We start from the raw sequence: 25,599 nt of genomic DNA, 5'->3' as shown, positions 1-25,599 counted from the left end.
TTTTATTTGTTGCAATATGCCTTAGTGTAGAATTAGGTTATAATAGATATATATTAAAAAAAGGATGGCGAAAATATGGAAGAAAACATAAGCTTAGAAAATTTAAGTGCAGAGGAACTGTGGGAAAAATTATATAACAAAGAATTAAATTGTAAGAAAAACATATTAGAATACATAGATATTACCAAAATTCTTAAAAAAGAAAATATTGATCCTGAGATAATTCAAAAAACTTATAATTTAATTTATGATAGTATTGATAAAATGGCAGATCAAATTAAACCTAATACTATTATGTTTTTACAAAATGAGCTAAAGGCTCAGCTTGGAAAGTATGTAATTATAAAGGAACCCAAAATAGAAAATACTTTTTTAAAGTTTTTTAAAGAGGCATATCCGGCAAATACAAGAAGAAAAGATTTCACTTGGGTACTAATGGACATTAATAAAATAGCAGATGAACAAATTTGGACTACTTTAATTTATATTAATAGAGAGTATATAGGGAATGGTATTAGATTAAATAGTGAAGAAAAATCAGATATAATTAAAATGATAATAAAATTAGTTAAAAAAAATGATATAAAATATATAAATCAAATAAAGAGTTTATCCAAGTTACTTAATAATTTACAAATTAAAGTTATAAGTGTAAAAGATAAATTTAAGGTAAAGAAATTAACTCAATTATAGACACACAATTAAAAATATAACCCACCGAAATGAAGGTCATGCATTAACCGCATGACCTTCATTTCTAGTTGGGTATATTTTGATATTTTATTTCATATCCCTTTAGATAAATATGTGTAGTTATGTTAATATATAAATAGTAAGGAATAGGTATAAGTTAAGCTTCAAGGAAGTATAGTAATAATTTAGAGTTAAGGCATAATCAAAAAAATAACAAGTCCATCTGCCAAGCCTATTTTCCACCATGCTGCGTCAGCAAAGTGCCCTAATAGGCTTGCCATGAGGCCAATTTACTTCCTTGCCTGATGAAAAATAATCATGGCATTTTGGACTCGTTATTTTCTTTCATATGCCTAATATGGAGAAGACTATGAAAAAAGATAATTATATATTAAATACAATTAATGAAATAAAAAAAGTTTTAGAAAAAAATGATTATAGAAGAAAACGATACAATAAAGATGTGGAATGGTTTAAAGAGAGAAAAAATATATTTAAGGGCAATATAATAAGGGTTGCCATTATGGGTATAACAAGTAGTGGAAAATCAACTTTAGTAAATGCACTTTTAGGTGAAAAGATTTTACCAATGGCCATAAGACCAAGTTCTAGTATTATAATTACTGCATGTAAGGGAGAAAATAGACAAGCTACTATTTATTTTAAAGATAAAAAGCCACAAATATTAGAAGGAAGTAATTTAAATGAAAAAGTTATAGAAGAATATGCAGATGAGAGTAAGAATCCTAATAATAGGTTGAATGTTACTCAAATCGATATTAAAACACCGCATTTTTTATTAGATGAAAATATACATATAATAGACAGTCCGGGGTTAGATGCTTGGAATTTAGAAAATCATGAAAAATTAACTTTAGAAATATTGCTTCCAACAATAGATATTTGCATATTTTTGACTACAGTTAAGGCAAATAGTGATGAAACCAATGTAGAAAAGATTAAAATTGTAGATGAAAAAGAAAAGCAAATAATTTTGGCACAAAATATGATAGATTCAATAGAAGAAAAGGTTGGAAAAAATGGAATAGTACAAGAAGACAAATCTATTATTTTAAAGAAGCATAAAAAAAGAGCTGAGAATCTTTTGAGGCAAGGGATTAATAATAGTGAATCCGTTGAAGTTATTCAGATTTCAGCACTTAATGGGTTAAAGGGAATTATAAATAAAGATAAAGAACTATATAAAAGTTCAAATGTTGAAGGCTTTGTTAGAGCAATAGAAGCTTGTGTTGATAATATTACTCCTCAAATTAATGCAAAGAGAGCAATTAGCATTGAAGAAAGAATTAATCGCATAATTACTACTGATAGAGAGATTATAAGTGGAAATGATGTAAAAACAATAGAAGCATTAAAAAATGTAAAAGTCAGAGATATTAATGCATTTGCAGAAAATTTTCAAAATGCACAGGAAATAATATTATTAAAGATTAAAGAAATTGAAGAAGTAATCTCAAATACAATAAATGAGATTAGGAATTCATATTCAGAAGAATTGCAAAGTTATTTAGATATAGTAGAAAGAATAAATAATAGAAATCTATATATTGAGAGTGATATTTTAAATATAGTTAAAGAATGCGAAAATAGAAAGAATGAAATATATGAAAAGCTTAATTTAGATACTGGATTTGAATATTCTCTTCCGGGTATTGAAAGTAAGAACATAGATGTTAAGCATAAGTATGAAGAAAAAAAATTATTATTTAAAAAAGAAGGCATATTTAATAAAGGTAAGAGATTGTTTTCTAATATATTCGACAGAGAATGGGGCTATAAGGAAGTTGAATATGATGAGAAAGTAGTGGATAAAGAGGCTACTATAGATATAGCGCAAAATGTATGTAATCAAAATAATATACAATATCTGAATATATTAAAACAATGGAGTACCCAATATAATAAGTCCATAAATATTTTTTATGATGAAGTAAGTAAAAGAGCAGAGGAATATGAAGAAAAGAAAAAACAAAATATTGAGCTTTATGATATAGAAGATGTAAATAAGAGTTTAAGAAGTTTTATAGATAAACTTATCAAGTTAAAAACTTATGAAGAAAATGAATTAGCGATAACAATAAATGATGATAAATATGAAACACAGGAAAGAGTTTCGTACTCTATTTCAAAGACACAATATAATATTTATAAGCTAAGTAATGAAATATTCGAGCGAAATTATTTGCTATTAGGGAATTATATAAAAGAAAGAAGTAGAGAAAAAATAAAGGAAGAAACTACTGAAATTTTTTGGATATGGGATATAGATTCATGTGTAGAATTTGTTTCGAGAATTCTAGGAATTCATCTAAATGAACAAGAATGTGAAGTCATAAAAAAAGAAGGAATATATAGCTTTAATAATGTAATAATTGTTTATGAATTCTGTGCAGATAAACTTAATTTATATACAGATTTAAAGAAAATAAAAGACAAACCTTACAATATGTTTATTATATTTAATGGAATTCAAATAGGAAATTCTAAAAAGCAAATATTAGAGAGTATGAGTTTAAATTATTTTATAAAAGACAATAAAAATTTGATGATAAATTTAGTCATAGACTCTTGGAAGGTATTTGTAAATGCTAATAACATAAAGGAACTTTTAGTAGATGTTAGTAGTCTGAAAAATAATATTGAAAATAGATTTAATAATGCTAAAGACGGATATGTATTAATCAATTCTAAAAATCCAATATACAATATGGCTTTAATAGAAGGGCAAGAAAATTATAATTTTATAATAAGTGATTATAGAGATATAAAAGAAATATTATTTGCAAATCCATTATGTAGAGGCGAAGAGGAAAAAGAAACCTTAGAGGAAATTTTAAGCTATTTTTTAAATAAGGAGAATAACTATGGAAAATAAATCAATTTTAATTCAAAGTGATGAAGTGACAAAAAATATAATGACCGAAATTCAAGAGGATATGATAAATTCACTTTCTAAGGTGTCTAGGAATATGTCAGAAGATGTAATAGAAAAGTTAAAACCTCTTGAAAAGAAAATTAATGATTTAAAAGGAAATTTTCAAGAATTTCAAGAAGAAGATTTTGAAGAAAAGATTGAAGATTTAAATAATAATATATTGAAAATAACAAAGTCTATAGAGAGCACCATAGAGGCAGCTATTAGCAATATGGTAAAGGATCAAAATAAGGTACTTTTTGAATCCATAGAAGAAAGATTGGCTATTTTAGGCTTAAAAGTAGTAAAAGATGCAGCAAATAATAAAGAATCTATTTTAAATAAAATAGATGATATTAATATGGATAAGATTGAAGAAAAGGTAGAATTAATGGAGAATTCTATTGAGGAAAAAGTAGAGTTGTTAGAAAAATCTATGGAAGATAATTTGGATAATAATAAGAAGGTAATTCTAGAGAAAATTAATCATATTAATGATAAAATAGAAGATAAAGATATATTAATAGAACTTATAAATAAGCTAGAAGGTGACATTAATACTAAAATGGAAAGTATGCAACAAGAAGTAGAATGGGGAAATAAGTCATTTTTTGCTAGGATTTTTGGGAAGAGGAGATAAAAACCATGACGTATATGGATTTAATACAAGATGAGAGATTTAATAGGTTATTAGAAAAGTATCTTAAGTCTGAGAACCAAGGTATAGATTATAAGGAGTACTTTAAGCACTTTATTGAAAATCTAAATAAAAAAGAAATAATTGTTCCAGTACTCGGTATTCAAGGTGCAGGTAAAAGCAGTTTTTTGAATTCTATTTTAATGGAAGATAATATTTTGCCTACTGATGTTGATGAGACAACTTGTGTACCTGTTGAAGTGAGATATGGAGAAAATATTAATGAAGCTATAATACATTATCTAAATGGAACTAAGAAAAATATAAATATAGAAAACTTAGAGAAATATGTACATAATGATTATAATAGAGCAAATAATCTTCAAGTATCTAAAATAGTATTATACAACAAAAGTGATGTTTTAAAGGATAACATTGTCCTTGTAGATTTACCTGGTGTTGGAAGTTTAACACCAGAAAATCAAAGAACTACATTAGAATATGTAAATAAATTAGTAGCTGGGATTTTTATGATTAGGACTAACCCTCCAATTACAAGAACAGAAAAAAATTTCATAAATGCATTATGGCCAAAGTTATCTAATACAATATTTGTTCAAAACAAGTGGAATGATGAAAGTTACGACGATGCAAATGAAGCAAAAGAACATAATGAAGGGGTATTAAGTAGCATAAGTTATGCTCATAATGAAGAAAAACAAATAAATGTTAATATAGTAAATGTTTATGAAGCAGTTAAAGCTAAATTTACTAAAGATGTTGAGTTATATGAAAACTCTGGAATAGTTAATGTTATAGATGAGATAAAGAATATTTCAAAAGAATATAATAAGGACTTAATAAATGCTTTAAACCAAAGGGTTAATGAAGCTCTAAAAAATATTAATGATAGAATAGATACGTATAAAAGCTTAACTTTAAATGAAAGTAAGCAAAATGATTCGGAAAAAGAAGAGAAAATTAAAGAAATTAAAATGATACTTTCAGAAAATAAGAAAAAAATAAGAAATTGTAGAGCTTATGCTGATGATGAGATGGAAAATATTATTGAAAATTCTTCGAAAATAATAAAAGAAAATATTGAGAATTTAAGACTAGAACTAAGGAGAATTATTAATAAGGGAATAGTAGACGGACATAGGCTTAGTTTAATATATAAAGAAACTTCTGATAAAGCAATTAATAATATTATGGATGAAGTTTTAGTTAGTATCAGTGAACTTGTTAAAAATTTGAATGGTGAACTTGAAGATATAACAATAAAAGGTTTCGATGGAACTTATGAGAATATATCATTTTTTAATAAAAAGAGTTCAATTAAATATGAGAAGTCACTTCCTACAGTACTAGGGGTATCAACTGGAGTCGTTGGGACAATTGGAGCAATAGGGATACTTGGAGGACCAGCAGGGATTCTTGTTGGGATGGGAATAAGTCTAGCATTTTCTCTCATAGGAGAACATATAAGGACAAAGATAGTTGAAAATAGAGCTAGTTATACAATAAGAGATTTAGAGCCAATGATAGAAGATTTAGAAAATTATTTAAAGTCAGAAATCATTGATGACTTAAGAGCAAAAGGTAATGACGTAGATGCTTCTATAAAAGAATTAAAAAATAAATTAGAAAAAACTTTTAAAGAAGATATGGAAGTTATAGAAAAGCAATATGAAGTTACTTATAATGAAGGCCATATTTTAGAGTTTGAAGAGGATTCGAAAATTTTAAATGGATTAATTAATGGACTAGAGGGCCAAAAGGAGAAATAAAATGGATTTTTTTAAAAGTTGTGTAGATAGACAAAAAAGAATTGATAAAGTTGTTAATATAATTGAAAATGAAGATATTACTTCTAAAAATTTATTAGTAAACGAGAGAATAATTAATCCAGCTCATTATGTTGTTATGTTAGGGGAAACGAGCTCAGGGAAAAGTGCTTTAATAAATAGTATATTTGATAAAAGGGTATTAGTTGAAAGTGTTAAACCAACTACAGGAGTTGTTACTGAAGTTGTTATAGATAGCGACTCAGAAGAGTCTTTTATAGCAATAAATAAGGATTCAAGTATTGAAGTTTTAGATAAGGATAAGTTTGATGTCTTTACAGTAAAACCAAATGAAAATTTAAATAGATTAAAATATGTTGGAAACTGTAAGGAAACTAACTACAATGGAATGAGACTTTTTGATACTCCTGGATATGGTTCTCTTATAAGTGAGCATGAAGAAATTTTAAAAGATTTTATACCAGAAAGTGATTTTATTGTTTATGTTGTTTCTTATAGAGTTGGGCTTGGAGATGATGATTTCCAATTCTTAAAGTATGTTGGAGAAATAATAAATGATAATGTGGAAGTTGTTTTAGCTATAAACATGTGTCCAAAAGATGTTCAAGAGGATAATAAGAGAATATGTGAAATCAAAAAAAGTGTTAATGAATGTATACACAAAGATGTAAAATCATTTTTCATAGAAAGTAGTAGTGAAAAGAATCCAGAGACAAAAAAACTTTGGGATTATATTTATGAAAGGGTCAATGATCCTAATAAGAAGGAAGAACTTTCAAAAATATTGAAAAATTATCAAGATTACATATTGGGTGAATGTGATATAAAGATTAATTCTAAAATTGCCAATATTGAAGGTGAGAAAGAAAATGTAGAAGAAAGAATAAATATAATTAAAGAATTTTTAGATAAAAAAGAAAATATATTAGAAACAATAGATAAATCTTTTGCAAGAATAAAAATAAAATCTATAAAGCTTATAGATAAGTCTGATCTTAAGATTAAAGAATTAATTACAGAATACATAAATGATGAAAGCAAATGGTCTATGAAAGAAGAAACTTTTGCTCTAATGCAACATTATTATGTACCAAAGCTTACAAATGAACAAACTGAAAATTTATTAACTTACATTGAAGATGAAATTATTTCTTTAGATAGAGTTATTGATAATATGTTAAATATAGAAATTACTAAATTAGAAAATAAGGTAAGGATAAATACTCCTTCATATACTAAAGTTATGGAAGGCATTATAGAAAAACATATTGGGGACACTATAAAACAAGTTATGGGAGAAATGTTTAGAAAAGCTTCTAAAAGAAATAATGGAAAAGTTAAAAAGATTAATTCATATAGCAAAAATTTAAAGAAGCTTACAAATGTTTTAGAAAGAACATCTATTGGAGTAAGAACTAATAATTTAAATCATTTAGTAAAAACCATAAAAGCCACATCTGTAAAAGGAATCACAGAATCTTTAAATGTTTTTACAGATTCAATATTTTTCTTATATGACTCATTAACTTGGCAAACAAAAATAAATGAAATATCAATGGAAGCTATAGATAATTGGGCCAATGATGTTGAGTATGCCATAAGAAAATACTTGGATGAATTGAAAGAAACAAATAAAGAGGAGATAATATCCTTATTTGATGAACTAAGTGAAGAATTTAGTACAAATGAAAAGGCATTAGAAAATATAAGTTCAGATGAGTTAGTTAAATATAAAAAAGAAATAGAATTTTTATTACATAAATGTTTACTTATATCTGTGTAAAAATAGAATTATATAGATATTCACAGTATAAGTATAGCTTAAAAGTTCGATAGATATCTAAGAACAAAAAAGTAACTATTCAGATATTTTAATAGATGAATAGTTACTTTTTATTTAAAATTCATTATGTAGTAATATAGTGAATAAGAATAACTGATGTAAATTATTGAAAGTGAGTTATAAATTATACGTATAGTAGTATGTGATGATGAAGCATTATTTCGAGATAAAATAATAGAATATATAGAAACTGTTATTAAGAGTTTTTCATGCGGAGAAGAATTATGAATTAAGAAAAGGGACGAGTTACAATCAAGTTATAACAATAAGATATAAAGTGTCTACATTTTCATAAAAAGCGATATACAAGAAAATGAGTCAAACAAAGAAAATAGGGGTGAAATAAATGACTGATAATAATGAATCGAAAGTAATTAAAAAATTAATGAAGAAAGATTTTAATAAGCTTGGAATTACTCTGATCATGCAAGAATTAATTGCTAATGGTGTTATTTTTGGAATTATGATAGGTATTATGATAATGCAAGTGGTTATAAATCCCAATATGAGCGAGGAACAATTAAAGAAAATAGTTCAAGAACCTAGTTTTTTAGGTACAATTAGTATTATTGCAGTTTTAATTGCATTTATCCCAATCTTAATTTATAGAAGAAAGAAATTCTTTCAGTATGATCTAAAGGTAGAAAACAAAAAATTCACTTTAAAAACTGTAATTTTAGGTTGTATTATTTTATTATCAGTAAACAATATGTTGGGATTGTTCGTAGAGGGATTAGAGTTTGTACTTAATACAATAGGATTAACTGCTATTCCGGCATTAAAGGATTTAGATGTATTAAATGAATCAACAATATCAATGATTATATATACTTGTATAATAGCACCAATATTTGAGGAATTTATTTATAGAGGAGCTGTTCTTAGAAGCCTTGAGAAGTATGGAAGATGGTTTGCTATATTAGTTTCATCAATACTATTTGGAATGATGCATGGTAACTTTTATCAAATATTCATGGCAATAGGAGCTGGTATTATATTAGGATATTTAGCTACAGAATATTCAATTAAATTAACTATTATATTACATATGATTAACAATACTTTTGTTGAAGTAACATCACAAATAACTTCTCATTTAAGTAAAAATGCAGGTGACATTTTAAATATTAGTATTACTGCTATTTTGATAATTATATTAATAATTGCTTTTACTCGTAATAAAAAAAATATTATGAAATGGCTACAAAATAATAGAATGGAAAAAGGAATAATGTTAAGATTTTTCACTTCTATCACAACAGTAATAATAATTGCTATTGATTTATTTTTTGTAGTAAGTGGTATTACTACTATTTCATAAAATGTGAATTAGCTATTATTTTTACGAGTAAATGGTAATTGTAATAAAAATACATTTACATTGGTTCCATAGTATTATATAATTTTAAGTGAAATTATTCCTAGGGGTGCCTTAAAAAGCTGAGAGAGCTACTAGCTTAACCCTTTGAACCTGATGTGGTTAGAACCAACGCAGGGAAGTGAGTTTGTCTATTATACTAATTTTGCATTGAAAAATGGTGAATTTATATAAGAAATAGTTCAAGCTTTCTATCTTTGTGATGGAAGGCTTTTTTGTGTTAATTGATTTAAGGGGAGATGATAACAATGCTTGAATTTAAGGATGTTACTTTTAAGTACCCAGAAGATGATTATACAATGATTAAAAACTTATCATTTTCTGTGAAAAAGGGTGAATTTATTTCAATTATAGGTGCTAGTGGCTGCGGTAAAAGTACTATTTTTAGATTAATAAATGGATTGGAAAAAATGCAGAGTGGTGAAATTCTTGTTAATGATGATTCTATAAAAAATATTAAAAATTACAGTGCTTATATGCCTCAAAAGGATTTACTTTTTCCGTGGAGGACAATAGGTGAAAATCTATCTCTTCCAATGGAGGTACAGAAGATTAAAAAAAATGATAGAGAAAATAGAGTACTTGAGATTCTTAAAGAAGTTGGACTTTCTGATTATAAGGATAAATTTCCTAAGGATTTGTCTGGGGGTATGAAGCAAAGAGTATCTTTTGCAAGAACACTTTTAACAGGATCTGAACTATTACTTTTAGATGAACCTTTTAGTGCTTTAGATTCTCTTACAAGAATTTCAATGCAAGAATGGCTTTTAGAAGAATGGAAGCATTTTAATAAAACAATATTATTTATAACTCATGATGTTGAAGAGGCCATTTTTCTTTCAAAATCAATACTTATAATTCAGGATAGACCTATAACTCATATGGAAAGAATCGAAATTCCTCTTGACTATCCAAGAAGTAGAAGTGATTTACAAAAACCTGAAATTGTAGAATTAAAAGAAAGCCTCATAAGTAGACTTAGACAGAAGGTGGATATATGAAAAAGAACTTACCATCAATCATATTAATGATAGTGTTACTAGGACTTTGGCAAATCATTGCAATGATAATAAATGCTCATTACATACTACCATCGCCAACACAAATTTTAGCGAAATTATGGATGCTTCGCGAACCTTTATTTATGATACATTTGCCAGCAACAATGGGTGTAACTGGGCTTGGACTAATTATTTCTATTATTTTTGGATTAGCCCTTGCTGTTTTAATGGATATGAACGAGAAAATAGAAAATGCATTATATCCAATTATAATAGCATCTCAAACTATACCAACAACAGCGATTGCACCTCTTTTTGTGCTTTGGTTTGGATATAGTATATGGAGTAAGGTTTTGGTAACAATATTAATAACATTTTTTCCTATAACTATAACAGTTTATGATGGATTTAAATCTACAAAAAGAGAAATGGAAGAGCTTTTAATAACTTATGGTGCAAGTAAAAAAGATATTTTCATAAAACTTAAGATTCCAACTGCATTACCATATTTCTTTTCAGCAATAAAGATGGCAATACCACTTAGTATAATTGGTGCAGCAATAGCTGAATGGCTTGGAGCACAAAGTGGACTAGGATATTTTAGTAAAAGAATGATGAGTCAATTAGATGGAGCAGGTGTGTTTGCACCAATTGTGTTACTTTCAGTTGCAGCTATGATTGTAGTTGCAATTGTAAATATAATCGAGAAAAAAGTAATTACTTGGAGGAAGGAGATTTAATTAATGAAAAAAAGAATTTTAGCCTTAGCAATGTCATGTTTAATGACGTTTGCAATGGTAGGCTGTAATAAAACGGCTAGCAAGTCAGAAACAAATGAAAAAAAAGAACTTGAGGAGGTAAGTGTTGTCTTAGATTGGTATCCTAATGCAGTTCACGGCTTTATTTACACAGCTATACAAAAGGGATACTATGAACAAGAAGGATTAAAGGTGAATATTCAGTTTCCTGCAAATTCAAATGATGCAATAGCACTTACTGCAGCTGGAAAAGCTGACCTTGGAATTTATTATCTACAAGATACAGTAATGGCAAGAGGAAATGAAAATATTCCTATAAAGGCTGTTGGAACAATTGTTCAATCACCTTTAAGCGTAGTACTTTCATTAAAGGATAAAAATATCAAAAGTGCAAAAGACCTTGTAGGCAAGAAAATAGGATATGGTGGAACAGCACTTTCGGAATCTATTATTTCTACAATGCTTGAAAATGTAGGAGAGAAAAAGGAATCTGCACAAACAGTTGATGTAGGCTTTGATCTTATGAGTTCAATGACAACAGGAAATGTAGATGCAACTATAGGATGTCTTGTAAATCATGAAGTTCCGGCAATGGAAGAACAAGGCTTTGATTTAAATTACTTCTCACCAACTGAATATGGAGTTCCTAATTACTATGAACTTGTATTTGTTGCAGGTGAAGATAATCTTAATAAGAATTCTGATAAAATAGAAAGATTTTTAAGAGCATCTAAAAAAGGCTTTGACGATATGAAATCTAATCCAGATGAATCACTTAAAATACTAATGGAAAACCAAAATGCAGAAAACTTCCCACTTACTGAAAGTGTTGAAAAGAAGAGTTTTAATACTTTGATTCCTGTTATGGAAACAAAAGATGCACAATTCTTATCTCAAGATACAAAAGTATGGCAAGATAATATAGATTGGCTTGTGAAAAAAGGATTACTTAAGAAGTCATTTAATGCATCAGAAATTGTTGAAAATTTAAGTTAGGTATATAGTTTAAAATAGATTAGATTACTGATTTGTTATTTTTTCAGTATTCTATATTAAATATCAAGTGAAACTTGAAGCACTAATCTTGTGATGATTAGTGCTTTTTCTTTTCATATATAAAATGCTTAAACATATATTTAACTACTTACCCTAACATGTCTTGATTTTTTTATTTCTACATGAGAATCTGCAGGAACATTCGCTATAAATCTAAGGAACTTAATAATTTTTTGATCTCTCTTCAATGATTCAAGAGTATGATAGTGTGTTGCAAGTTCTCGATTGGTAAAAAGAGCGTGAATTTGTGTATGACAAGTTTTACATAAAGAAAGTGTTTCAAATTTCTTTCCGCCTCTTTGTAAGGGAATTAAGTGATGTTTAGTTATGATAGAAACATTTCTATTGCATAATTCACATATATGGTTTTGTGCCATAAAATCCTCCTCTTGCATATTAGCTTATTATGATTAAATTATATCAAATTAATTCATAAAAACAAGATTTTATTCTCTTTTTAATGGTGAAAATATATGTTTGAATTTGAAAATTTTACAATTGTTTTAGATGTAGTAAAAGAGCTTAGAATATTTCATCTAGCAGGATTTAGAGTAACATTCAAAGAAATATATTTTGGTGAATAATTCAGATTTGAAATTAAGATAATAATAATAAGTTTCTATTTTATAATATAATCTATAGAAACAATAGTTATGAAAAGAGGAAATTTGGATGCATAAAATATGCAAAAAATTATTGGTTTTAATTATTATTGTTATAAATTATATTGTAATAATAATTAGTCTTGGTACAGGAGTTAGTAATGCTGAGATATCAAACAATGTTAATAAAACCGATAGATTAGAATCAATAAAAGAAAAAGGGGTATTAACTGTTGCTTCATCAAATGATGTACCATTTGCATATATAGATCCTAAAACAAATAAGTTTGCAGGTATAGATGCAGAAATTATAGTTGAAGTTGCAAAGCGACTTGGGATAAATAAAGTTGAAATGAAACAAGTTCCATTTGATAATTTATTAGTGGAATTAAATAATAATAAAGATATAGATATGATAACAAGTGGAATGTACGTTACAGATGACCGTAAAAAAGAGGCACTATTTACAAATATATGGTATAAAGAATCAGAAGCTATTATTGTTCCTAAAGTTTCAAGAATTGCTTTCAAAGAAGATTTAAAAAATGCAGTAATAGGAGCATTAAAGGGAACCGCTTTCTTAGAGCTAGCTCAAAAATGGCAAAAAGATGGTTTAGTAAAAGACGTAATAATATTTGAAAGTCAATCTGAATTATTGTCATCCGTAAATACTGGCAAAATAGATGCAGCTATAACTGATTCTATACTTGCAGAATATCTTATATCAAAGAATAAGAGCTTTTATCTAAAGATATTAGAGCCATATGAACCAGAAGCTCCTGGAATGATAGCTGCAGCTGTTAGAAAAAGTGATACTACTTTAGCAAACGCAGTGAATGAACAAATTGATGACATGAAAATTGATAAAACAATTCTAAAAATTCTTAAAAAATATGGGCTAGATGAAAATTATTTTGTTTCAGTGAAAGATGGTCATCTTTCAGGTGAATAATTTGGGGTATTATTAGAATGTGAAAAATAAAGAAATGGAAATTAGATATTATATTGCTTTAATGGAGTAATATAATATCTAATTTCTTTTATTAAGAAACAAGACCAGCAGATTATTTGCTGGTCTTTATATTGTGCACAATTATACATGTATGTAGTTTTGATAAACAAAATATAAAAAAGTTTATAAATATATAGACAAATTATATAAAATAAGTATAATTAGGTTAGGAATTATATTGATATTGAAAGGATTTGAGTCTTATGGATATAAAATCAATTGAATTATTTTGGAGTGCAACAATAGATGAAGTCAAAAAGGGTTATATAGAAACTGATGAGGAGTATAAATGTATAGTTTGTGAAGAAACATTTCAAAAGGGACGTATATATGAAATAAAATCAGAATTGTATGATGCAAGAAGAGCAACGGAAATTCATATTGAGGAAAAGCATAGTTCGATGCTTGAATATCTACTCGGTATGAATTCAGCTTTTACAGGAGTATCAGATGTTCAAAGAGAGTTAATAACATTAATATCTCAAGGATTATCTGATAAAGAAGTTGCAGTAAAGCTTGGAGTTGCTGCATCAACTATTAGAAATCACCGTTATAAGTTAAGAGAAAAAGAAAAACAAGCAAAACTATTTCTAGCCATGATGGATTTGCTTTCAAAAGATACAAATAAGAAGATTAATAAGTTGGAAAAGGAAATTATATGTGATGCTCATAAAACAGCAACTACTTTAGATGACAGATATAATATAACTGATAAAGAAAAAAATGATGTGATTAAAAATTATATGGATGAGAACAAAGGGTTGAAGAATTATCCGGCTAAAGAAAAGAAAAAGATTATTGTATTAGAAGAAATAGCTAAGAATTTTTCTAAAGATAAAATCTATTCTGAAAAAGATATTAATAAGATTCTGAAGAGAATATATGAGGATTATGCAACTATAAGAAGAGCTTTAATAGAATATGGATTTATTGAAAGATCAAATGATTGTAGTAGTTATTGGGTGAAAGAGTAGATTTAATAAAAAACAATAGTATAGTAGCAATATATTTTACTGTAAGCATGCTTTTTGTAGAAATAATTATAGTATTCAAAGACCAACATTTTGCTGGTCTTTTGTTATAAGCTGAATAATATACTTAATTGTAAAATTAAAATTTTGTTATATAGAGTACATGGGAGAAAATACCAGAACAAAAGTATGTTTTATAAGTATATAATTCAAGAGGAGTTGAATCCATTTGGCTACGGATGTTAAATATATACAGCCAAGTAATCCAACTGATGAAGAAAGACATAAAATGTTAAAAATGACTTTAGAAGAAGCAAACCGTATTGAAGATTATGAAAATTTATTAGAACTGCTTAGTCCGCCGAAGGATATTACAACAATTAGACGCCCGGGAAGCTGTAAAGGAATTAAGGTTGGGATAATAGGAGGAGGCCTTGCAGGATTATCGTCTGCTTTTGAACTCAGAAAACTTGGATTTGATATTACTATCTTTGAAATGCAGGAAAACCGTATTGGTGGTAGGGTTTATACTCATTATTTTGATAAGGATAAAAGACTTTATGGCGAGCTTGGGGCTATGCGTATACCTGCAGATCATGAAACTACATGGCACTACATTAACACCTTTGGTTTAAAAACAAATCCTTTTATTCAAAATAATGAAAATGCATTTATTTATGTAAGAAATAAACGTGCAAGAAATGATTCTCAAGGTAAAAGTGTAATGGAAAAAATTTATCCGGAATTTAATTTAACTCAAAATGAAAGAAACACTCCATGGCAAAAACTAATTTATGATGCATTAGGAAGCAATCTACTAAAGATAGAACCATCTATAAGAAAAGAAATTTTACAGATTAAAGAAGAATACTCTACGATAATTCAATACTTAGGTAGTCTTGATGTAAGAAAGGTGCTTGGAAAAATGGGGTTAAGTGAGGGTGCTATAGAGTTACTATCAAGTGTTGCACCTTTCCTGGGAGCTTTTTATTATAATAGTTATTATGAAAACTTACAGGAAGAATATACTGTAGATTATGCTTATAGGTATGAAATAGATGGAGGCACAGTTAATTTACCACTTTCCTTTTATTATTCTTTAATGTCGAAAAAACCTAAAGAATATTCTAATATTAAAGAACAGGAGTTAGGAAAAGTATCTTGGAAAAATGGAAAAACAGTAACTGGTATATATAGAGAAGATTCAACTAATAGAATTACACTTGAATATAAAAACGAAAAGTCTTTAAAAATTTCAAGAAAAAACTTTGATTTTATTATTTGTGCAGTTCCTTTTTCTAGTCTTAGAAATATAACTGTATATCCTATGTTTAGCCCTGAAAAAATGCAAGCTATAAAGGAAGTTAATTATACATCATCCCAAAAAACTGCTTTTATGTGTAATGAGCGTTTTTGGGAAAAGGGAGATGAAAATGAAAGAATAATAGGAGGCGGTTCCAGTACAGATTTACCAATTCAAACCATATGGTATCCTGATGATCGTAGTAGTATTAATAATAGTCAAATAAAAAGTAAAAAGGTTTCTGTTAAAGGAAATCATAATTTATATGATGAACCTGGAGTTATTTTAGCATCCTATAATTTAGGTCAGGATGCAATACGTTTAGGAAATTTAGATGATAAAATGCGTTTCAAAGAGATAAAGAGACAGGTTGAGGCGGTTCATGGTCTTCAAAAGGGATATCTTGATTCAGTAGTGGAGGATTATATAACTGTTGATTGGAATCGTGAAAAAGGATTTTACGGAGCATTTTGCTATTTTATGCCACAGCAACAGAATTTATTTTCATATGTAATGGCAAAACCAGAGTATGATAATAGAGTATATTTTGCGGGAGAGCACATTTCATTAACGCATGGGTGGATAGAAGGAGCAGTGAATAGTGCAATGAAAGCTGCCAATGATATAGCACAGTATTGTAAGAGTATATGAAAAAACACATTCAAGATAAAAATTTTATTTTAATCTTGAATGTGTTTTTTGAGAAAGGATATATTATTAAGTGTGATTTTTTAGTATAATAATATAAGAAGGGAGTAATTATAATGAGAAAAAAAAGAAGCGATAAACGTAGTAAAATTTTACCAGGGATTATGATTTCTCTTTGTGCTTTAATTATTATATATTTAAGTGTGACAATGTATTTTAAAAATAATTTTTACTTTGGGTCTGTAATTAATGGTATTAATGTTACTGGTAAGACTGTAGGAGAAGTAGAAAAAGAACTATCATCTGAAATAGATTCATATACATTGGAATTAGAGGAACGAGGAGATACAACAGAACAAATTAAGGCAAGCGATATTGGATTGAAATATGATGGGGACAAAATTAAAGAATTGAAGGAGAGCCAAAATTCTTTTACATGGATTTCAGCACTTTTTAATAAAAATAATTCTGAAATGTCTCAAGTATTGACATATGATGAAGAATTATTAAATCAATGTTTTGATAACCTTTCTTGCTTAAATAGTAGTGAAATAATTAACCCTAAAAATGCTAGTTTAAAATACACAGAGAATGGCTATGAAATTATAAATGAAATTGATGGCAATAAGATAATTAAAGATGCTCTATATGATAGCATCGTAAATGCAATTCTTAATTCGGAGCCAAAATTAAATTTAGAATCAAACAATTGTTATGAAAATCCTAAATATACTTCTGAGTCACAAGAAGTTATTGATGGCAAAAATCTTCTTGATAAATATATAGCTTTAAAAATTACATATAAGTCTGGTGATAAGACAAAAGTTATAGATGGATCTACAATACATAATTGGCTTGTCGTTAGCGAAGATATGAGAATTACCTTTGATGAAGAAAAAGTTAATAAGGATGTATATAAAATATCTAGTGTTTTTAATACATTTGGTAATACAAGAGATTTTCTTGCAACTTCTAAAAAAACAATACAAGTCAGCGGTGGTAATTATGGCTGGATTGTTGATAAGTCTAAAGAAGCTAAAAAATTAATCGAAATCGTGAAGAATGGACAAGATGTAACAAAGGAACCAGAATATTCACAAACTGCAAAATCTAGTGATAGTAATGATATTGGGAACACATATGTGGAAATTAATATGACTAAACAACATTTATGGTTTTATAAAAATGGATCTCTTGTTGTAGAAGGAGATGTTGTTACTGGGAATTTAAGCACTAATACTTTAACACCAGCAGGGACTTATATTTTAAATTACAAAGAAAAAAATGCAACTTTAAAAGGTGAAGACTACACCTCACCAGTTAACTATTGGATGCCTTTCAATGGCAATATAGGAATTCATGATGCAAGTTGGAGAACAGAGTTTGGCAAAGAGATATATATAACAAATGGATCTCATGGTTGCGTAAATGCACCTTATGATTTAGCATATACAATATTTAATAATATTGAGTCAAGTACTCCGATTGTTTGTTATTATGAGTGATTTATATAAGAAGAGAGAAAATGTTATATGAAAAGCAGATACAGATTGATATTAGGTTGCAGATAGGGAATATTTAAACTGATAGAAGAGAACTTTTAGTAAAAAATATATAATTAAAATTTTAGTATGCAAAGGTATAGGAATAGTTTATGGAACATCCATAAATTATTCCTATTTTTATGGTCAAAAATATTTTTATAACACTCAATGCGTACCACATCCCTCTCTAAATTAAGTTTTATTTGATATTAATTATAAAAGTGGTACTTGATAAAAATAGGATAGCTTATATTTATATATTTTGTAAATTATAGAATTTTTATGTGTAGAGGTATAACTAGTCAAAAAAATGAGATATAGGTAGAAAGAGTTATGAAGACTTTTAATTAAAAACTTTAAATGATATAATCTTAATCAAGAACCGTTATGTGATTAAGTAATATTTACTAATAATTAAAAGGGGTTTTATTATGGAAAAGAAATTATACTTATCTTCAAAAGATAAAAAGCTAGCTGGCGTATGTGGCGGATTTGCTAAATATTTTGGAATTGATTCTACATTGGTAAGAATTGGATATATAGCCTTGATTCTTTGTGGAGGCACAGGAATACTGTTATATATAATTTGTGCATTAGTTATTCCTAATGAACCAATGTAACAATTAGCCCTAGCTCAAAATAAGCTTAATTAGTTTAAGCTTATTTTTAATTGTATATTAAAGAGAGAATATACTTAGGAATGGGGACGTAATTAAAGTTAGTAGTACCATAAAGTAAAACTTGATTCAGGTGGGGTTTTATCCTCATCTGAATCTTAGTTGAACTTACCTAGGAGCGTGCAGCCGTTATCTCCAACTCTAAGAAGTGGGAGTATTACGGCTGCTAGCTATCAGATAAAAGGAGGAACAAATGGAAAAAATAAATGACTTAATAAACAAAAGCCCAATTCATCTAACAACGAACACTATACTTTTAATAGTAGTTGGGATTGTAGCTTTTTATATTTTAATAAAAGCAATAGGTGGTATGATAAAAATAATTGCTATAGTAGGTGTGTGTTATTTTGTGTTAATGTCCCTTCAAAGTACAAACCTTGTTAACATACCATTAATAAAAGAAACTTATACTGAAATAGAGAGTTTAATTCCCTCAAAAGAATTGTGGAAAGAAACTATAAATAACGTTGATAAAATAAACAAAGTTGTTAATGATTTAAAATAACATATGTTTTTTATTGAAAATTAAGATTACATATATGTATTATTCTTGTAATACTTTTAAAAAAGTTGTGCAAGCTAAATTTAGAATGGGGTATATGAAAAAATAGACTAGCATGTTGAATTGTTAGTTTGTTATATGCCTAACCAACGAGGAGGATAATATAATGAAAGAATTTGCATTTATATCTGATTTTGATGGAACCCTTACTAAAAAGGATTTTTATAAAATAATGTCTGAAGCCTACTTAAAAGAAGAATATTTACCATTATTTAAATCTTGGAAAAATGGAGAAATAAAAGATAGAGAGTATTTAAGCTATGTTTTTAATAATGTGAAAAGAAGTGAAGCAGAGATAGATGAGGACATTTTAAGCATTCCATTTGATCCTTCTGCTAAAGAATTCATTAAACAAGTAAAGGATGCTGGTGGAGATTTTATTGTTGTAAGTGCTGGAACAAGTTATTACATAAATAAGATATTTGAGAAGCATAATATAGAAGGAGTAGATGTCTACTCTAATAAGGGTGTTTTTAAGGATAATGGAATTTATTTTGATTTAGACGAAAATAGTGAATTTTATTCAGATCGTTATGGTATTGACAAATTAATTGTAGTTAAAAAGCTAAAAAAGAATTATAAAAAGATATTTTATGCTGGAGACAGTGAACCGGATCTTAAGCCTGCATTAATAGCAGATGTGATTTTTGCTACGGGAGAGTTAGTTGAGCTTCTGAAAAAAGAAAAGAAAGAATTCATAGAATTTAAAAACTTTTCAGAGATTTGGGATAAGTTAGAAAAATATTTAGACATATGAAGAGAATAACCAGTGAAAGATGCGACATATGTTTTGAGTTAGAAAAAATATATGTAACATAGTGAATTGTTATTTCTTTAATACATATTATAAGGGGTGAAAAACATGAAGGCTTCAACTCATAGAATAGCCATTCCTTCAATTCTTGAAGTAGGAAAAGGAAATATTAATAACGTAGGGAATTTAATTAAAAAAGCTATGTTTCAAAAGGTTTCTATATTTTTCGGAGAAGGTATAGAGGATTTATTTGGAGCTTCTATAGATAGCTCATTAAAAGAAGCCAATATTCAGATTTCAAAGAAAGAAACTATATCAGATGTAAATTTTGAGGAAATTAGTATAAAGGCCTTTGAAATATCAAATGATGTAGAGGCTCTAATTGGAGTTGGTGGTGGAAAAGCTATAGATGCAGTAAAGTATATGAGCCTTTTAAAAAAATTACCTTTCATTAGCATTCCAACTTCAACTTCTAATGACGGTTTTTCGAGCCCTGGAGCATCACTTTTAGTAAATGGCAGACGTATGTCTCTTCCTGCTAAAACTCCTTATGGCATAATTATAGATATTGATGTAATTAAAGGAGCTCCTGAGAAATTTATATTTTCTGGAATAGGAGATTTAGTATCAAATATCACTGCTTTACATGATTGGAAATTTGAAGAGGAAAATGGTAAGGTAATTATTGATGACTTTGCAACTATGATTTCTAAAAAGGCAGTAAATAGTTTTGTAAGAACTGACTTTGAAACTATTAAGGATGATTTATTTTTAAAAGAATTAGTAGATTCATTAACTTTAAATGGTATATCAATGGAAATAGCAGGAGATAGTTCACCAGCTTCAGGCTCTGAACATTTAATTTCTCATGCTTTAGACAAATTCCTTGAAACGCCACAGCTTCATGGTATACAGGTTGGAATGGCAACCTATATTATGTCTAAGGTTCAAAATCACAGATTTGAAAGAATTTCAAAGATATTAAAGGAAACAGGTTTTTTTGAATATGTTAAAACTTTAAAGATGAGAAAAGAAGACTTTAAGAAAGCGGTAGACATTGCGCCTTCAATAAAACCTAATAGATATACTTATATTCATATTGAAGAAAATAGGATTCTTGCTAAAAAAATTATTGATGAGGATGAAACATTAAGTCGTATATTAATATAAAATATAAACAGAGATTAATCCAACAATAAAAAATAAGCAAAATTAAATATTAAATTATATATAAAAAACATGTATATTTAATTCAATACTGCACACAATAATACCGAAAGAGGTGATTCTCATGGGAAATGATTTTAACAATAATATTTGGGGATTACTCCGAAAATGATTTTAAAGTCCCCATAAGTACACGTATCTTTCTAAAATAAAATGAAGTCAGGATTTAATAGAAATTAAATCCTGGCTTTATTTTATTTAGAAAGATACATATTTTTTATGATAGCCTAAAGGTGTAAGTCCCGTATCTAAGGCTTTTACCTTATAATCAATAACTTTACTTCCGTTATATAAAAAACCCAATATTACATATGATGGTAGAGATAGAAGGTTTATGCTATAATTATTTACAATAAACTTAGAATTGTTACAAATAAAGTTATCTATGAAATTAATTATTAATACAAATTCCAGGATAGATGTCTGTATGTTTTTTGGGACATTGTATATCTAAAAAATAGAGAAGAATTAAGAGTACTAATAGGAGAGATATGATGGAAAATTTAGAAAGTATAATATCAATTAAGGATTTACGAATGAGCTATGGAAGTAAAACAATACTTAATGGAATAAATTTAGAGATTCCAAGAGGGCAGATAATAGGATATATAGGGACAAATGGTGCTGGTAAAAGTACAACTATAAAGATAATGCTTGGAATATTAGAAGGCTATGAGGGAAAAGTAGAAATATTAGGACAGGATATAAGCAATGGAAGTGTAGAGTATAAAAAGAAAATAGGCTATGTTCCAGAGCTTGCAGACATATATGAAAACTTAACGGCTTATGAGTATATAAGTTTTTTAGGTGAAATCTATGAATTAGACCAGGAAAAACTTACTGAGAGAGCAACGAAGCTTATGAAATTATTTGGAACTAATGGATCTATGAATTCTAGAATATCCTCATATTCAAAGGGGATGAAGCAAAAGCTACTTATAATATGTAGCTTAATTCATAATCCTGATATATTATTTTTTGACGAACCTTTAAGTGGGCTAGATGCTAATAGTGTAATGGTGTTTAAAGAGGTTATGAATGCTCTTGCAAAGAATGGTAAAACTATATTTTATTCTTCACACATAATGGATGTTGTTGAGAAGGTAAGCGATAGAATATTACTCCTAAATGACGGAGAAATAGTTGCAGATGGAAGTTTTGAAGAGCTTAAGAATAATCAAAAAGAGGGTTCATTAGAAGAAATATTTAATGGGCTAACAGGATTTAATGAACATGCAGATATTGCTAAAGAATTTGTTTCTTTGGTTGAAGAGGTGTAATTAATGAAGGATTTCACTGTATTAAAGATATTAGACAAATTTAAAGGATTATATATAAAATTTGGCATTAATTATAAAATTATGAGACTGATTTTACAGACAAAATTAACTATGGATGGACGTAGAGTAAGTTCTGTTATGAAAAATAATAAAAAAACAGATGAGGATAGTGACAAAAATAATTATTTGTACTTATTGATGACTAATGCATTTATGAGCATTTTTATTGGATTAATAATGATGATGGGTATGTCATCTTTGCAGGCTACAAATATTGTAATGGGCATAAATCTATTTATGATGATATCAATTATGATATCTGATTTTTCAGCAGTTTTATTAGATATAAAGGAGAAAAATATATTATTATCGAGGCCCATAGATAGTAAGACTTTTAATGCAGCAAAAACTACTCATATATGTATATATTTAACGGGTTTATCATTATCATTAAATGTGATTCCGTTAATTATTGGTACAATAAAATATGGAGTTTTATTTTTTATCATATTTATAATTGAGAATATGCTTTCAGTATTAATAGTTATAGCAATAACTGCTTTATTATATACTTTAGTTTTAAAGTTTTTTGATGGAGAAAAACTAAAGGATATAATAAATTATTTTCAAATATTATTAGCATTTATATTTGCCTTTGGGTATCAGTTAGTTGGTAGAGTTTTTAATATTACAAATATGAGAAGTGATTATGTGCCTGAAATTTGGCATGCATTACTTCCATCTATGTGGTTTGCAGCTCCATTCGGAATATTAATAGATGGTAATAAAGAGTCTTTTTTAATATTTTTATTTGTACTCGCAATAATAGGACCAATTATATTAATAACACTTTATATTAAAAGAGTAGTACCTTATTTTGAAAAAAACCTTCAAAAATTGAATGATAATGGGGGAAACGTAAAGCGTAGAAGTAAAAAAAGAAAAGAATTTATTGCAACATTAATTTGTAAGGACAACATTGAAAAAAGTATGTTTAAATTAACTCAAAATATGATATCTACAGAAAGAAACTTGAAGCTTAAGGTCTATCCATCCCTTGCGATGGCTTTATTTATGCCAATTATATTTATGTTTATGGATAGAGATGAATCCTTCATGGATAAAATTCAGACCGGCTTTGGTGGGAAAATTCATTTATTAATGTATATAAGTATATTTATAATGTGTTTTTGTACAGCATTCATAAATAATAGTGATAGTTATAAGGGGGCATTCATATACAAGGTATTACCAATAGAAAATCCAGGAGTAATATTAAAAGGTGCAGTAAAAGGAACTATATTTAAGCTAATAATGCCAGTTTATATATTAGAGGCTGTGATATTCTTAATTTTAAAAGGCCCAGCAATAATTATAGATTTAATTGCAATGTTTTTAGTTCTTTTAATATTATCATTAGTGTATTTTAAAATATCAAATAAGGCAATGCCATTTAGTGTAAAGTTTGCTACAGCAGATAGTGGTAAACTTATATGGCCAGGTATAATAACAATGTTGTTGCTTGGAGTATTGGTTATAGTCCATATAGTTATTAGAAATAATATGATATTTGTTGGAGTTTATACATTAGTGCTTTTAATAATCAATGTGATTCTTTGGAAAAATTGCTTTAAGGTAAGCTGGAAAGATATAACGATATAAGATAGCTTGAATAAAAATTATCTCTGAGGTTATACTAATTCTTAGAATTAGTATAAGGAACGTGAAAGAAATAATAAGATACAGATACAAAATAGACTACATACGGACTTGTTATTTTTTTTATGCGCTTAAACAAAAGGAGGAAAGATTTAATGGAAATTTTAAAAAAAGGTGAACATGAAAAAGCTATGGAGAAAGCAAAAGAAATGCTTGATAGAGGTTGTGGAATGGCAGAAATTGTAGGAGAAACTCATCTCAGTGAAGAGAATGTAATGAAAGCAAGAAGAAAGTTAAAAGATTTATCTTAAAATCTATGTTTATAAATATTAAAGCTTTAGATAATTTGAGATATTCTGCAGACTGTAGGACAATGCATAATCCTACATCACTTCTCTTTGTATAAATATTGATGAAAAAAGCATAGAGATTAAATCTGGTTAGATGATAAAAATTAAATAAGCTTTTATTAAAGGAATTCTAGACAGCGCTATAATGAAGTGCTATCTAGGATTCTTCATGTTTATAGAGATTTAGTATGGACTACATTATTATATGAATAATACTATTACTAAAGTTAAAGTATATATAATGATGTGCAATATTAATTAAAAAGATATGAATAATTATGCATAATTTATGAATATGTTGTATAATATAATTACGAAATAAAAAAGGGGCGGAAAGGATTATGGATTATATTACATATAAATACATAGATTATAAGAGTAAAGAGTTTGAGCAAGTAATAGATTTAAGATTTAATATACTTTTTAAACCGTATAATAAGGTTGAAAAGTATGATTATGATGAATTAGACTATACAAGTTTCCACTTAATAGCATTAGATAAAGAAAAGGTTGTAGGATATTCACGAATGACTAATAATAATGGTAAGGGTAAGATTACCAATGTAGTTGTTAGTCCAGAATATGCACAAAGAGGAATTGGATTTGAGATGATGAAAAGACATATTATTAAGGTTGAAGAATATAATATGAATATTTTATACTTGAATGCTAGAGTGGATACTATTAATTTTTATGAAAAAGCTGGATTTATGTGCAAAGATGCAACTTTTCTATCAGAAAAAAGTGGGTTAATGTTACAAAGAATGTATTATAAAATAAGTTGATGAATAATATGATATAAATTGTTGAATTCAATTCCTTAACATGGTATACTTAGGAAAGTATAAAAGTTAAATTTTAGAGATAGAGTTCTTGATCTTTATGTTGTGGAGTTTTGCTG

The 25,599-nt window shown here is 27.5% G+C and carries 21 protein-coding genes and 1 riboswitch; of the genes, 20 read left to right on the top strand and 1 reads right to left on the bottom strand.

Going from position 1 to position 25,599, the window contains the following annotated elements:
• Positions 1-75: 75 nt before the first annotated feature.
• The 9 genes from DIC82_00415 (at position 76) to DIC82_00375 (ending at position 12,049) form a co-directional block, all read left to right on the top strand.
• Complete coding sequence (locus DIC82_00415; protein ID AWK49645.1) at positions 76-693, top strand: hypothetical protein; 618 nt, start codon at positions 76-78, stop codon at positions 691-693.
• Between the two features lie 370 nt (positions 694-1,063).
• Positions 1,064-3,589, top strand: a complete 2,526-nt coding sequence (locus DIC82_00410) for a dynamin family protein (protein AWK49644.1) — start codon at positions 1,064-1,066, stop codon at positions 3,587-3,589.
• Entirely contained in the window at positions 3,579-4,268 is a 690-nt protein-coding gene (locus DIC82_00405) for a hypothetical protein (GenBank protein ID AWK49643.1), read from the top strand. The genes DIC82_00410 and DIC82_00405 overlap by 11 nt, the downstream gene beginning before the upstream one ends.
• Before the next feature lie 5 nt (positions 4,269-4,273).
• Complete coding sequence (locus DIC82_00400) at positions 4,274-6,055, top strand: dynamin family protein (GenBank protein AWK49642.1); 1,782 nt, start codon at positions 4,274-4,276, stop codon at positions 6,053-6,055.
• A gap of 1 nt (position 6,056) precedes the next feature.
• Entirely contained in the window at positions 6,057-7,856 is a 1,800-nt protein-coding gene (locus DIC82_00395) for a GTP-binding protein (protein AWK49641.1), read from the top strand.
• A gap of 406 nt (positions 7,857-8,262) precedes the next feature.
• Positions 8,263-9,237: a CPBP family intramembrane metalloprotease domain-containing protein gene (locus tag DIC82_00390; GenBank protein ID AWK49640.1), complete on the top strand. Its 975-nt coding sequence runs from the start codon at positions 8,263-8,265 to the stop codon at positions 9,235-9,237.
• Positions 9,238-9,329: 92 nt separating this feature from the next.
• A riboswitch (TPP riboswitch) is annotated at positions 9,330-9,431 on the top strand.
• 111 nt (positions 9,432-9,542) lie between these two features.
• Positions 9,543-10,295, top strand: coding sequence for an ABC transporter ATP-binding protein (locus tag DIC82_00385; protein AWK49639.1), 753 nt, complete (start codon positions 9,543-9,545; stop codon positions 10,293-10,295).
• Positions 10,292-11,035, top strand: coding sequence for an ABC transporter permease (locus DIC82_00380; GenBank protein AWK49638.1), 744 nt, complete (start codon positions 10,292-10,294; stop codon positions 11,033-11,035). The genes DIC82_00385 and DIC82_00380 overlap by 4 nt, the downstream gene beginning before the upstream one ends.
• Before the next feature lie 3 nt (positions 11,036-11,038).
• Complete coding sequence (locus tag DIC82_00375) at positions 11,039-12,049, top strand: ABC transporter substrate-binding protein (protein ID AWK49637.1); 1,011 nt, start codon at positions 11,039-11,041, stop codon at positions 12,047-12,049.
• A 140-nt stretch (positions 12,050-12,189) separates the two neighbouring features.
• Here DIC82_00375 and DIC82_00370 read toward each other — a convergent pair whose 3' ends face one another.
• Positions 12,190-12,486: a hypothetical protein gene (locus tag DIC82_00370; GenBank protein ID AWK49636.1), complete on the bottom strand. Its 297-nt coding sequence runs from the start codon at positions 12,484-12,486 to the stop codon at positions 12,190-12,192.
• A 295-nt stretch (positions 12,487-12,781) separates the two neighbouring features.
• Between DIC82_00370 and DIC82_00365 the strand changes: the two genes are divergently transcribed.
• The 11 genes from DIC82_00365 to DIC82_00315 all read left to right on the top strand — a co-directional run bounded on the left by DIC82_00365 (position 12,782) and on the right by DIC82_00315 (position 25,483).
• The gene (locus DIC82_00365) at positions 12,782-13,663 is read left to right on the top strand and encodes an amino acid ABC transporter substrate-binding protein (protein ID AWK49635.1); all 882 of its coding nucleotides are present in this window, start codon (positions 12,782-12,784) and stop codon (positions 13,661-13,663) included.
• Positions 13,664-13,926: 263 nt separating this feature from the next.
• Positions 13,927-14,697, top strand: coding sequence for a transcriptional regulator (locus tag DIC82_00360; GenBank protein ID AWK49634.1), 771 nt, complete (start codon positions 13,927-13,929; stop codon positions 14,695-14,697).
• Positions 14,698-14,923: 226 nt separating this feature from the next.
• The gene (locus DIC82_00355; protein ID AWK49633.1) at positions 14,924-16,648 is read left to right on the top strand and encodes an amine oxidase; all 1,725 of its coding nucleotides are present in this window, start codon (positions 14,924-14,926) and stop codon (positions 16,646-16,648) included.
• Positions 16,649-16,761: 113 nt separating this feature from the next.
• Complete coding sequence (locus DIC82_00350) at positions 16,762-18,150, top strand: peptidoglycan-binding protein (GenBank protein AWK49632.1); 1,389 nt, start codon at positions 16,762-16,764, stop codon at positions 18,148-18,150.
• Between the two features lie 470 nt (positions 18,151-18,620).
• A complete protein-coding gene (locus DIC82_00345) occupies positions 18,621-18,809 on the top strand; it encodes a PspC domain-containing protein (GenBank protein ID AWK49631.1) in 189 nt (62 codons plus the stop codon).
• Between the two features lie 250 nt (positions 18,810-19,059).
• Positions 19,060-19,371 (top strand): hypothetical protein, encoded by a 312-nt coding sequence (locus tag DIC82_00340; protein ID AWK49630.1) that lies wholly within the window; start codon positions 19,060-19,062, stop codon positions 19,369-19,371.
• Between the two features lie 163 nt (positions 19,372-19,534).
• Complete coding sequence (locus DIC82_00335; GenBank protein AWK49629.1) at positions 19,535-20,185, top strand: 2,3-diketo-5-methylthio-1-phosphopentane phosphatase; 651 nt, start codon at positions 19,535-19,537, stop codon at positions 20,183-20,185.
• Between the two features lie 105 nt (positions 20,186-20,290).
• Positions 20,291-21,352, top strand: a complete 1,062-nt coding sequence (locus DIC82_00330) for a glycerol dehydrogenase (protein ID AWK49628.1) — start codon at positions 20,291-20,293, stop codon at positions 21,350-21,352.
• A gap of 551 nt (positions 21,353-21,903) precedes the next feature.
• Positions 21,904-22,689 (top strand): ABC transporter, encoded by a 786-nt coding sequence (locus tag DIC82_00325; protein ID AWK49627.1) that lies wholly within the window; start codon positions 21,904-21,906, stop codon positions 22,687-22,689.
• Between the two features lie 3 nt (positions 22,690-22,692).
• Entirely contained in the window at positions 22,693-24,351 is a 1,659-nt protein-coding gene (locus DIC82_00320) for a hypothetical protein (protein AWK49626.1), read from the top strand.
• Between the two features lie 688 nt (positions 24,352-25,039).
• Positions 25,040-25,483 (top strand): GNAT family N-acetyltransferase, encoded by a 444-nt coding sequence (locus DIC82_00315; GenBank protein ID AWK49625.1) that lies wholly within the window; start codon positions 25,040-25,042, stop codon positions 25,481-25,483.
• Positions 25,484-25,599: the final 116 nt, after the last annotated feature.

It is taken from the genome of Clostridium beijerinckii (assembly GCA_003129525.1).
Classification (GTDB): Bacteria; Bacillota; Clostridia; order Clostridiales; family Clostridiaceae; genus Clostridium; species Clostridium beijerinckii_D.
This window is presented reverse-complemented; position numbering and strand designations above follow the sequence as displayed.